At 33.7% G+C, this 11354-nt stretch carries 13 protein-coding genes; 8 read left to right on the top strand and 5 right to left on the bottom strand.

All coding sequences use genetic code 11. The annotated features are described in order from the left end of the window. Nucleotides 1-42: 42 nt before the first annotated feature. The 6 genes from EV143_RS13365 (at nt 43) to EV143_RS13340 (ending at nt 6562) form a co-directional block, all read left to right on the top strand. Nucleotides 43-1356, top strand: coding sequence for a hypothetical protein (locus EV143_RS13365; protein ID WP_133508440.1), 1314 nt, complete (start codon nt 43-45; stop codon nt 1354-1356). A 383-nt stretch (nt 1357-1739) separates the two neighbouring features. Next, on the top strand, nt 1740-3065 hold the full coding sequence (locus EV143_RS13360) for a hypothetical protein (RefSeq protein WP_133508439.1): 1326 nt from the start codon (nt 1740-1742) through the stop codon (nt 3063-3065). A 74-nt stretch (nt 3066-3139) separates the two neighbouring features. Further along, the gene (locus EV143_RS13355; RefSeq protein WP_133508438.1) at nt 3140-3985 is read left to right on the top strand and encodes a T9SS type A sorting domain-containing protein; all 846 of its coding nucleotides are present in this window, start codon (nt 3140-3142) and stop codon (nt 3983-3985) included. 60 nt (nt 3986-4045) lie between these two features. Further along, nucleotides 4046-4834: a hypothetical protein gene (locus EV143_RS13350; protein WP_243739867.1), complete on the top strand. Its 789-nt coding sequence runs from the start codon at nt 4046-4048 to the stop codon at nt 4832-4834. 59 nt (nt 4835-4893) lie between these two features. Continuing rightward, on the top strand, nt 4894-6255 hold the full coding sequence (locus tag EV143_RS13345) for a S41 family peptidase (protein ID WP_133508436.1): 1362 nt from the start codon (nt 4894-4896) through the stop codon (nt 6253-6255). 106 nt (nt 6256-6361) lie between these two features. After that, a complete protein-coding gene (locus EV143_RS13340) occupies nt 6362-6562 on the top strand; it encodes a hypothetical protein (protein WP_243739866.1) in 201 nt (66 codons plus the stop codon). Nucleotides 6563-6635: 73 nt separating this feature from the next. On the opposite strand, the gene EV143_RS13335 is transcribed toward EV143_RS13340, so the two are convergent. From EV143_RS13335 to EV143_RS13325, 3 genes are all read right to left on the bottom strand, one after another. Continuing rightward, the gene (locus tag EV143_RS13335) at nt 6636-7193 is read right to left on the bottom strand and encodes a soluble NSF attachment family protein (protein WP_133508434.1); all 558 of its coding nucleotides are present in this window, start codon (nt 7191-7193) and stop codon (nt 6636-6638) included. Between the two features lie 342 nt (nt 7194-7535). Then, nucleotides 7536-8168 carry a DNA-3-methyladenine glycosylase gene (locus EV143_RS13330; protein ID WP_133508433.1) on the bottom strand — a complete coding sequence of 211 codons (633 nt, stop codon included), beginning with the start codon at nt 8166-8168 and terminating at the stop codon, nt 7536-7538. A 165-nt stretch (nt 8169-8333) separates the two neighbouring features. Then, a complete protein-coding gene (locus tag EV143_RS13325; RefSeq protein WP_133508432.1) occupies nt 8334-8936 on the bottom strand; it encodes an FMN-dependent NADH-azoreductase in 603 nt (200 codons plus the stop codon). Nucleotides 8937-9076: 140 nt separating this feature from the next. Between EV143_RS13325 and EV143_RS13320 the strand changes: the two genes are divergently transcribed. Then, a complete protein-coding gene (locus EV143_RS13320; RefSeq protein WP_133508431.1) occupies nt 9077-9448 on the top strand; it encodes a winged helix-turn-helix transcriptional regulator in 372 nt (123 codons plus the stop codon). 293 nt (nt 9449-9741) lie between these two features. Next, nucleotides 9742-10191, top strand: a complete 450-nt coding sequence (locus EV143_RS13315; RefSeq protein WP_133508430.1) for a response regulator — start codon at nt 9742-9744, stop codon at nt 10189-10191. 1 nt (nt 10192) lies between these two features. On the opposite strand, the gene EV143_RS13310 is transcribed toward EV143_RS13315, so the two are convergent. Together EV143_RS13310 and EV143_RS13305 are read right to left on the bottom strand one after the other, a co-directional pair. Continuing rightward, the gene (locus EV143_RS13310; RefSeq protein WP_133508429.1) at nt 10193-10675 is read right to left on the bottom strand and encodes a CinA family protein; all 483 of its coding nucleotides are present in this window, start codon (nt 10673-10675) and stop codon (nt 10193-10195) included. A gap of 68 nt (nt 10676-10743) precedes the next feature. Continuing rightward, the gene (locus EV143_RS13305) at nt 10744-11346 is read right to left on the bottom strand and encodes an SET domain-containing protein (RefSeq protein WP_133508428.1); all 603 of its coding nucleotides are present in this window, start codon (nt 11344-11346) and stop codon (nt 10744-10746) included. Nucleotides 11347-11354: the final 8 nt, after the last annotated feature.

Genomic DNA, 11354 nt, shown 5'->3' with positions numbered 1-11354 from the left:
GGCCATGTGTAATGACAGCAATTTTAGAAATAATTAAATAGTATGAACAAAATTTTTATGTTTGCAATGGTAGCTCTGTTTATGAGTTCCTGCCAAAATGATGATGCTTCATCTGAAGATTCTTCTTTTTCTATGAAAGCTCCCAGAGCTGATTATTCCGGATATCCAGCTACAGTTCAAACGGTAACCGGAAATATTACAACAAATACTACCTGGACAAATGATAGGGTTTGGGAAATTGATGGAGTAGTTCTTGTAAAAGGGGGAGCCACGCTAACGATTCAGGCCGGTACTTTTATTAAAGCGAAACGATTACTTTACGGATTTGCCTCAGGAGTACTTGTAATTAGTAAAACTGGTAAAATCGATGCTCAGGGTACAGAAAATGCACCAATAATATTTACCAGCTATAATTTATTGGATGGCAATGCAAATACGGAGGCCCAATATGGAGATTTTGGGGGTGTAGTAATTTTAGGAGATGCTATTGTAAATAATTTTCAAGATACAAATATTGTAGATGGACTAGGCGATCAGCCTAATAGACCTGATTTTTATTACGGTGGACCAAACAATGAACATAATTCTGGAACTTTAAATTATATACGCATCGAATTTGCAGGAGTTTCATCATATGATGGTGCGTATTGGATACAATTAAATGGTCTAACATGTGCTGGAGTTGGAAGTGGAACATTTATAGATCATATTCAGGTATCTTATAGTGCTGAGGATTCATTTGAGTTTTTAGGAGGTAAAGTAAATGCAAGCCACTTAGTTTCTTTTGCACCTGACGATGACAATTTTGATTTTACTTGGGGTTATACTGGAACGATTACAAAAGCGATTGCAATTGCTGACGGTAATTTTACTCATAGTTTAAGTGGTGGAGTCCCAGATTCTAACGGTATTGAGATAGATAACAACGGTCCGGGTAGTGCTACATCAATTATCACACGTCCTGTTTTTAACCAATTATCAATTATTGGTGTTAATTCTTCTACTGTCGCAGATTTATATGAAAACGCAATACATGTGCGCCGATCGGGACAAATAAGATTAACTGATGCAACTATTACAGGGTATGACAGAGGAATTAGATGGGATTCTCCTTCTTTGCCAAGTGGTTCTTCGTATTTAAGAGTATTAATTCATGGATTTGATAATGTAGCGTTACCAGTAGGAACAACTATATCAGGTCTTGGTACAGCTACTTCAACGGCAAATCCGGCTCCAAAATGGGGACTTACACAGCCTTTCTTTAATGATGGAGCATTAGATTTTACAGGAAATACAGGTGCATTTAAAACCGAAGTTCTTTGGACAAACAACTGGACAAAGTTTACCAATTTTTAATGGCAATATTATGCTAATGATACAAATATTAAGAAACAGTTAACAATAAAATTAGGGGATGATATTTTGCTTTTTCAAATGCTAATGTATTTAGTTGTAAGTATTAGATTTCTTTTTTGTTTTGTGCATAAAACAAAAATCCAAGAAAATACTTTAAGATGTTCTTTAAAATTTAAAAGAATGGAAAGCAAACCTTTCGCTGCGTTAAAAAAATCCTATGAGTGAAAGATGGAAATATAGGTATAAACCCCAGTGGTAAAGCGGGATTGTTTATTAAAAAAAGCCTTTACCAAAAAAAGCGAAAAGACCTGAGGAAAGATATTTTGCTGCTCTCTCCAAAGGCCTAGTTTAATAGCAGCAAATATAGCAATAATAAAATTATTATGAAAAAATTTTTTCTATGTGCAATGATCGCTCTGGCTGTGAGCTCTTGTCAAAATGATGATTCTTCTGCTGATTCTTCTTTTTCTATGAAATCTGCTAGTGCTGACTACAGCGGATATCCTACAACAGTACAAACTGTAAGCGGGGATATTACAACAAACACAACATGGACAAGCGACAAGGTTTGGGAAATTGATGGGGTGGTACGTGTAAAAGGAGGTGCCAAATTAACAATTGAAGCAGGTACTTTTGTTAAAGCTAAACCTTTAGCATTAGGAGTTGCTACAGGAGTGCTTGTAATTACTAAAACAGGTACAGTTGATGTACAAGGTACTGTTAATGCTCCTGTTATTTTTACAAGTTATAATTTATTAGATGGAAATGATGCTACTGGTGCTACTCCTGGAGATTTTGGTGGTTTTGTTATTTTAGGTGATGCTGCAGTAAACAACGGATCAACTACTAATATTATCGAAGGATTAGGTGATCAGCCTAATGTTTCTGATTTCTATTATGGAGGATCAAACAACGCTCACGATGGTGGAGATGTTAACTACTTACGTATCGAGTTTGCCGGAAGAATTTTAGATGCCTTAACTGGTGTTGAAATCAACGGATTGACTTTAGGTGGTGTTGGTTCTGGTACTGTAATTGACCACGTTCAGGTATCATACGGAAGAGATGATTCATTCGAATTTTTTGGAGGAACAGTAAGTGCTTCGCATTTAGTTTCTTTGGCTTCGGATGATGATAATTTCGACTTTGATCTTGGATATACAGGAACAATTACAAAAGCTATTGCAATTGCTGATAGTAATTCTACTCATAGTTTGAGTGGTACTGCTCCTAATCAAGTACCGGATTCTAACGGTATTGAGTTAGATAACAACGCTACAGGTACAGTTTCTAATACAGGAGTTATAACACGTCCGGTTCTTAATCAATTGTCAATTATTGGTGTAAGCTCAACTACAGTTGCTGATTTATACGAAAATGCTATTCACGTACGCAGATTAGGACAAATAACTTTAATTGATGCAACCGTTACAGGATACAACACAGGAGTTAGATATGAAGCTCCATCAACTCAAGCTAGTTCTTCTTATTTGAGAGTATCAATCCACGGGTTTGATAATGTAGCTTTGCCGGCAGGAACAACTTTCTCAGGTCTAGGTACAAGTATTTCAACTGCAAATCCAGCTCCAAAATGGGGACTAACACAGCCTTTCTTTAATGATGGAGTATTAGATTTTACAGGAAATACAGGTGCATTTAGAACAGAGGCTCTTTGGACTAACACTTGGACAAAGTTTACTAATTTCTAATAGGCATAATTAAGTTAGTTATTATAATTCTACATGGGCAGACTATTTCTGCCCATGTTTTAAAATTAAAAAAAATGAAAAAAAATTTACTTTTATTAGTTTTTACTATGGTTACAGGAATAGCATCTGCTCAATATACAATTTGGGAAGATGATTTTGATGATTCAGATGCTTCAGACTGGACTTTATTAGACAGAGATGGAAATGGCAGTAATTGGATGGCACGTAAAAATATTCAATTTGCAGAAACTGTTACAGATGGTGATATTGATGTTTTAGGAACTTATAATATTGATTTTGCTACTGGCGGACAATTAGAAACTAATGAAGATAATCTGGCTATAAGCCCTGCTTTGGATGTATCATTTTATTCCGGTAAAATTAAATTAATCCTTAATGCACAACCTGCTATTTATGATACCAATGAGGATTTATTAATCTATGGATCTACTTCGCCGGATCCTGCTTCATTTATACTTTTGCATACCGTTACGTTAGAAAGAGCAACAGCAGATGAAGCAGAATTTAAAGATTATACTGTTGATATTTCACAATTTGCAGGTAAACCAATAGTATATATCGCTCTGGGGAATAAGCTTGAAACGCATTTTATAGGATATGAAATTAATAAAATTTCAGTGATTGCAGAATCACTTTTAGGAGTTGATGATGTAGACTTAAAATCATCGCTTTGCAGATTAAAACAAAATCCGGTTCAGGAAAATTTACAATTAGAATTAGCAGAAGAATTTCAGACAGAAGAAACAGCATTGCAAATCTATAACGTAAACGGAATTTTAATTAAAGAATCTCCATACAAACAAGAAGGTTTATCTGTTGAAGATTTATCACAAGGAATCTATTTTCTTTCTGTAACGAATAACGGAGTTTCCCAAAAAATAAAATTTATTAAAAAATAACGATTAGTAAAATTTCATGATTTTACAATAAACAAAACGACTACAATAAATAAAATGAATATGAAGAATAAATTGACAAGGGTATTAATTTTCTCAATCATTACAGCTCTTTTCGCATCTTGTACCAATGATAATTTGGTTCCCTATTACGGCACTGAAACGAACCAGCCCGGAAAAATAACCATTAATGGTTATAGCGCAGTTGCTGATTCTTTGCAGATAACTGTAAATGGTAAAGTGATTTTGATTGGAAATGACAAAAAAACTGCTTTTGTAAAAAAAATAGAAAAAGACTATGATTTTGTTTATTTCGGAGCTGAAGGAAAAACAGTTGAAATCTCAAATAAAGTAACAAAAGAGGTATTGCGTACTTACCATTTTACCGCAGAGAAACCAAAAGATACGCTTTCCTTTTTTGTAAAAGAAAATCTTTGGATCGACAAAATTTCTTCAATAAAATTAGGCGTTTTGAGTAAAACGGGAAACAGCGGTTATAAATTTATTTTCCCTAATAAAAATAAATATTCTAAAAGCGGTTACGAGGGCAATTTAGACGGAATTATTCGCAAATTAAACGGACAGGTTTTAGGAGTTGTAGAAAATATAAACAAAGATCAGTTTGGATCATTTATAGAATTTCCTTTCAGTTCGCCTCCAACGATTTTAATGGAACTGGTAAAACACGGCACAACAGAATCGTATGTTCCAGGTCAAAAGGTTGTTGTAATTATGACCATGACGAATAATAAATCAAAATTAATTGTGCTCGAAGAAAAAAGTGATGCAAACGGTCTTTTTTCAGGCGTTGACGGAACTTTAAATTTAGCGGATTATTTCGTTTTTAAATAGGCTAATAAATTCAATTGTTGTTTTAGTGCGTAATGAAATTCATATTTATAGATTTTAAAATGAAAAATAAAATTTACAGCTATATATTCTACAGTATCATTTTTCTTATAGACGTTTCGATTCTTTCCTGCAGTTCAGATGATCCGGTTCAGTTCTATAATGAAGGTACTAACGAATATATAAATGAATGGATATACCAGCAAATGAAAAAATATTATCGCTGGAACGACGCCATGCCGGCTCAGGGTGACATCTCAATTGCTCCAAAAGAATATTTTGGGAAATTGCTCCAGAAAGATGATGTCTATTCGTATGCCATACATCCTGAATTGCCGGAAACTGCACCAAAAAGCCTGAGACAAAAATTTGGATTTGATGTCTCATTTTTTGAGTTTGAAGGAAAATATTATGCTGTAATATTATATGTATTGGCCGATTCTCCAGCTAAAAATAACGGATTGAAAAGAGGCAATCTTATTACTCACATAGCCGGAACAGAACTAAATTCAGGAAATTATGACCAATTGTATAAAAGTATGATTGCGTCAAATAGTGTAAATCTGAAAATAACTTCATATGCTGCAGGATCAGGTTTTTCTACTCCAAAAGAAGTTTCATTATTGCAGGGATTTAGTTTTACACAGCCAATGCCATATCAGGTTATAACTGATGAAAATACAAAAATTGGGTATATAGAAATTCCACATTTTGATGTTGGCCAGGCGCAACAATTTCTAAAAATCTTTCAGGACTTAAAAAGTAAATCCATCACAGAACTTATTATAGATTTAAGATACAATGGAGGAGGAGATATAGCATCTGCAACCGCATTAAGTATTATCCTCGCTCCAAACATTAAATCAGGCGATCTTTTTATAAAATTTGAAGGAAATGCAAACGGAGGAAACGTCGATCAATCCTTTAAACAAGCCTTAGAAAGCAATGAATCTAAAATAAGTTTTGATGCCTTACAAAGTGCGCATCCCTCAATAGACAGGATATATGTTTTGTGTGGAAACCGTACCGCATCTGCATCAGAACTTATTATTAATAACCTAAAACCCTACATGCAGGTGATTACAATTGGTGAAAAAACTTTTGGTAAAGATGTAGCCAGTTTTCCAATTGAAGATGATCGAATTGCAGGAAAAAAAGGTTGGATTTTATATCCGGCAATTTATAAATTATTCAATTCCAGACATGAAGGGAATTATTCAAAAGGAATAAATCCTATCATTGCAGTAAATGAAATTCAGCAGGTTGAGGTGTTCCCTTTGGGAAACACTTCTGAAGTTTTATTGAATAATGCAGTGAATAATATTAACGGAAATGCAAGTAAAATGAAAACGGCAGCACTACGATCGTTGCCTGTTTCTAATATTGGTATTGATGCAGATCCAATACTAATAATGATTCCGTAAAGCACTTTTTTTCTAATTTTTAAAATATTGGAGTAATATAATTATGCAGGGAATTGATAATAGAGAACATCGAAATGTATTAGATGTATTTCAAAAATATGAATACATGTTACTTACTATTACCGAAATAGAATTGGAGGAAGACCTTAAAATACGCAAAGAAATGGCAGAACTTACTGCCTTATACAATAGTTTTAAAGCATTATTAGCAGAACTCGAAAAATGCACGAGAGACTACGAAAGCAAAAAGAAATATACACGAAGCATTCTTCATAAAAACATACGAAAGCTAAGTGTTAAGAGTTAGGAGTTTTTAAGTTGTGAATTATGAGTTATGAGTTTGAAGGTAACGGTTAAAGTTTTTTGTTTTATTTTGAAAACTAAACTTTTACGTTTTTAATCCTTACCTTTTTAATAAGATGCAAAGAATCTCTAATTAAAGTTTTAATTTCTAAATAAGGAGTGTGGTGTAAATCGCTGATATTTTGTCGTAAGCCATCTATATAAGTTCTGGCAATCAGTAAATCAGTTTCAAATATTTTCAGGAAATTGTTTTCGACACTTTTATTCCTTTTATAATAATAAATGGCATTATGCAGATCTTCGATTTGACCCGTAAAATCTAAAATCGCCTTTTTTGAAACCGCACGACTGTAATAATACGAAAACTCCAACGGGTTCATTTCTATAGCCTTATCAAAATCTTCAATTGCCCTGTAATGATAATCCAGTTTTTGAAAACAATTGCCCCTTATCTCATAAGCGCCGGTATCATATCCTAATCTAATGGCATTGTCAAGATAGATTAAAGCATCGTGAATTTGATTAGACCGATAAAGCCGCTTTCCTTTTTCTAAATTTTCGAGACCTTCATTTGTAGTATTTGGGTTTGAAAATTTGTCTTTAAATTTTCCCGTTAAATTGATAAACCAGTTCATATTTTTGAGGTTTTTGGTTGGTCAGATTATGTAGGTTCTAAAAACAATTTAATAAAATTCAGGGGCTTAAATGTAGTTATTTTTTTGATATATAGCTGTTTATAACTTTTTATTACGTTTTTTTATTTCATAAAAATAATTAATAGAATAAAAATTAGATGTAGAATATCTATACTCTTCTTAAGCTGGCTGGTGTTTCACTTGCTTAAATACATCCCGAAGCTTTGGGACTATGTATAAAAATCTTGATTTTTTTTAAAACTCTTTTTTGTTTAAATTTTTAGCCTATGTTTTTATGTGTTCAATAAAATTTTCATCAGTTAGATTCAACAAATAAGAATGTCAAACCTTGTTCGGTTTGCTCACATATTTATTGCCTTTTACGAAAAAGCGCCAGGGCAAAAGCGCATCTTCCTGAGCGTAAGCAACGCCAACACGAGGCAATGCCACAATCTCATCATTAGGATATTGAATACCATGATCTTCAACCCAGATTTCTTCGCCGGTTAAATCTTTTTCATTAAAAGAGCGATCAATTCCCAGCGCTTTAGCCGCAGAACCCGGACCAGAGGAAATAGCCGCTTTTGCTGCGGGCATATTGCGTCGGGCTTCGATGATATCAATTCCTACCAAAGGTTCAATTGCCCTGATCAAAACAGCGTGAGGTTCACCTTCAACAGAACTTACTATATTAAAAAGATTGTGAATTCCGTAGCATAAATACACATACGAAATGCCACCCTGACTGTATAAAGTTTCCGTTCGATTCGTCCGCCGTCCGCCGTAGGCGTGCGAAGCTTTATCCTGAACACCAAAATAAGCTTCGGTTTCTACAATTATTCCCGCAGAAATTTGTCCATCAATTTGAGTATAGAGCACTTTGCCCAAAAGATCCTTGGCCAGAAAAAGTACATCTTGATTTTGATAATAGGAAAACGTTAGCTTAGTGGGGTTCTGTTTAGAATTTTTAGGCATTATTTTTAATGAATTGCTTTTTTAAAATATATTTCTTTTTGATAAAGATTCATGTCCTGATTCATTACCGGTTATGTAAAAATAATACTTTCTCTAAAAACCTTCGGCCATTTTTATTAAGATATAAATAGTCTTTCTTGTTTATTTGTTTGGCATAAAAATGTTTTAATCAATCTGAATACTTTCAATTCCTTTTTGCAAGGCATTATCTTTTAATTCCGGAACTTTTAATCCTTCAGCACGGAAAGCTGTTAAATCGGTCATGCCTAAAAATCCCAGGAAAGCCTTCAAATAAGGAACAACAAAATCGTTTGCTTTTCCCGGACCTTCTGAATAAACACCGCCGGAAGACATGGCAACATAAACTTTTTTTCCGGTAACCATACCAACAGGACCGTTTTCATTATATCCAAAGGTAATGCCAGGTCTTGTAATATGATCAATCCAGGCCTTTAGTGAAGTATGAATTGTAAAATTGTAAAGTGGTGCACCAATAACAATAATATCTGCAGCCAATAATTGTTGAATCGCTTCCTGAGAAAATCGAATCGCTTTTTTATCTTCTTCGGTTAGCTGATCTTCAGGCATAAAAAAAGTACGTAGAATAGCAGGATTAAGATACGGAATTTCGATATCCACAAGGTTTGTTTCTGTAACAGTACTGCCCGGATATTTATCCTGAATTTTTTCGATGATTGCTTGACTCAGTTTGATACTGTAGGATTCTTTGCCTTGAATGCTTGAAATTAAATGAAGAATGTGTTTCATATGAAAATGTATTATTATTATTATTATTATTATTAATGTTAGATTTAATATGAAGCAAAGCTACAATTACCAACTATGCAAAAGATAGTACTTACCCAAAGGTAAGTGGTTACTTTTAGGAAAGTCTGTATCTTTGTAACATGAAAACAATTGAATATGAAACACTTCCTACAAAGGAAGAATGCGCAGGATCGCTTAAGAATATCCTAGACGCGCTGTATGTTTTAAACGGAAAATGGAAGATACCATTGATACTTACGTTGATACAATCGCCTAAACGTTTTAATGAAATTCAGAAAGAAATCAGCGGAATATCTCCCAAAGTTTTGGCAAATGAACTCAAGGATTTAGAGCTGAATGACTTTATAAAACGCAATGTTTATCCAACCACTCCGGTTAGCATTATTTATGAAGCGACAGATTATAGCCGGACTTTAAAAAGTGTAATGCGCGAACTCAGCGTTTGGGGTGAACAACATCGTGAAAAGATTAAGGAAAGCATGCGGAAATAAACTTAGATTTAAATTGGAGTGTCAGGTAAATCGCTTTAAATAAAGCTAATTTTAGAGCAATAATTCTTGTATTGTAAATCCTAATAATTTTAACTTTTCAATGTTAATGATGTCATAATTGTGAATTTTATATGTTTTTTCTTAAATTAAGCAGTATCTTTAGCTATATATAAACCGTTTCACGGATATAATTCGATCGTTTATTTATCTACAATAGCTTATATTTTTATATAATAACATTTGCAGATTTTTAAATTCTTGTCTTATTTTTTTGCACTATAAAATATACGGAGATGACAACACAAAATTCTAGTTTTCAGAGATGTATTTATTTAGCAGACGATGACGATGATGATCGAACCATGTTTGTCGAAGCATTGCTTGAAGTTGACAGCAATGTAATTGTAACCCAGGCTGAAGATGGTAAACAATTAATGGATATTCTTAATACACAGCCAGATCCCTTACCGGAAATCATCTTTTTGGATATTAATATGCCAAAATTGGATGGTTTTGAATGTTTAGAAGAAATAAAACAGGATACAAAATTGAAAAAATTAAATGTTGTCATGCTTTCAACCTCTAACGATCCGGAAACTATAAAAAAAGCTTATAATCTTGGAGCAACATTTTATGCTGTAAAACCAAATTCATTTGATGGATTAAAATCGCTCATCAAAAATGTTTTACAAAAAGATTGGGTTTCTCCTGAACAAGGCAATGAAAAATGTAGGTTTTCCTGATTTAAAAACTCACTACACAATCAATAATTAGTTTTGCTGCTTCATCAATCGCCTGCAGTACAATTTTTTCTGCAGATCCTTTAAAGACCTTGCGATGATTTATCATTTTATTAGGTGTTATGATACATAAGAAAATCGTACCAACAGGTTTTTCAGTAGTTTCACTGCCTCCCGCAGTTGTAAGTCCGGTAACTGCAACCGTAATTTTTGAGTTAAATATTTTTGAAGTCTGTTCAGCCAGTTTTTGAGTAACTTCTGCAGATTCCGGTGTGAATTTCTCAATGAGTGTATGAGGAACGTTCAATATTTGTTCTTTCACAAATACTTCATAACAGGTTATTCCTCCGCGCAAAACTTTTCCTGAATCTTCTGTCATCGAAAATTCAGCGCTCATTCTTCCCGCTGTAGCACTTTCCGCGAAGGCAATATTCCATTCTTTTGCAGCTAAAACTTTACTGCATTTGATTACATGTTCTGAAGGCATAACTTTATTTTTTAATGTTTGAAATTCTTCGGATATATAATTTTAATCACAGTTAAATCAGGAAAAGTTTAACTGGTCACGTTAATTTTAGGATCGTAATAACATTCGAGTAATGATCGCATCTGATTAAGGTTTTTGACAGCATTTAAAAATTCATTCCAGTTTTTTGCAGGAACTAAATCAATTAAGGGCTGCGGAACTTCCAATACTTTTGGCGAAACTTCTTTAATAAGCAAATCCCAATCTTCATGAAAGCGAAGAATATCATCAGGATAAACTGTTTTACGTTCTGTTCCTTCGTCTATAACATCAAAAGGTTCTTCTACGTTAAGGTAGCCGTAATCGTCTGTTAGTTCTTCTCCGGGGTGAATATCTCTTATCGCAATTTCAAAATCGTAAGCAGTACTAAAACAAGTTGGTTTAAAACTGTGATTCACATATTTGCCATTGTCCCAGCACAAAACCAAATCACCATTTTTATTGGTGAAAGAGTAGGTTTCAAGATGCTTTCTGATAAAAGGATTTAGGTTTGGAATTTTCTCCCGTTCCACTATCTGATCTAAATCATCTTGTACCCAGGTTATCGTTCCTTTAGGGATAAATTTCGTAGCTACAAGACCGTATCCTTTTTCGGCATTTATAAATCGAACTTCAGTATCGGTATGAATCATAAAAACAA

It is taken from the genome of Flavobacterium chryseum, from assembly GCF_004362015.1.
In the GTDB taxonomy this organism is placed as follows: Bacteria; Bacteroidota; Bacteroidia; order Flavobacteriales; family Flavobacteriaceae; genus Flavobacterium.
The sequence above is the reverse complement of the archived record's forward strand: the minus strand, read 5'-3'. Positions and strand labels throughout refer to the sequence as shown.

Excerpts from the sequence above, each read along its gene's own strand:
- EV143_RS13365 (WP_133508440.1), top strand. The coding sequence starts at position 43 with ATGAACAAAATTTTTATGTTTGCAATGGTAGCTCTGTTTATGAGTTCC.
- EV143_RS13360 (WP_133508439.1), top strand. The coding sequence starts at position 1,740 with ATGAAAAAATTTTTTCTATGTGCAATGATCGCTCTGGCTGTGAGCTCT.
- EV143_RS13355 (WP_133508438.1), top strand. The coding sequence starts at position 3,140 with ATGAAAAAAAATTTACTTTTATTAGTTTTTACTATGGTTACAGGAATA.
- EV143_RS13350 (WP_243739867.1), top strand. The coding sequence starts at position 4,046 with ATGAAGAATAAATTGACAAGGGTATTAATTTTCTCAATCATTACAGCT.
- EV143_RS13345 (WP_133508436.1), top strand. The coding sequence starts at position 4,894 with ATGAAAAATAAAATTTACAGCTATATATTCTACAGTATCATTTTTCTT.
- EV143_RS13340 (WP_243739866.1), top strand. The coding sequence starts at position 6,362 with ATGTTACTTACTATTACCGAAATAGAATTGGAGGAAGACCTTAAAATA.
- EV143_RS13335 (WP_133508434.1), bottom strand. The coding sequence starts at position 7,193 with ATGAACTGGTTTATCAATTTAACGGGAAAATTTAAAGACAAATTTTCA.
- EV143_RS13330 (WP_133508433.1), bottom strand. The coding sequence starts at position 8,168 with ATGCCTAAAAATTCTAAACAGAACCCCACTAAGCTAACGTTTTCCTAT.
- EV143_RS13325 (WP_133508432.1), bottom strand. The coding sequence starts at position 8,936 with ATGAAACACATTCTTCATTTAATTTCAAGCATTCAAGGCAAAGAATCC.
- EV143_RS13320 (WP_133508431.1), top strand. The coding sequence starts at position 9,077 with ATGAAAACAATTGAATATGAAACACTTCCTACAAAGGAAGAATGCGCA.
- EV143_RS13315 (WP_133508430.1), top strand. The coding sequence starts at position 9,742 with ATGACAACACAAAATTCTAGTTTTCAGAGATGTATTTATTTAGCAGAC.
- EV143_RS13310 (WP_133508429.1), bottom strand. The coding sequence starts at position 10,675 with ATGCCTTCAGAACATGTAATCAAATGCAGTAAAGTTTTAGCTGCAAAA.
- EV143_RS13305 (WP_133508428.1), bottom strand. The coding sequence starts at position 11,346 with ATGATTCATACCGATACTGAAGTTCGATTTATAAATGCCGAAAAAGGA.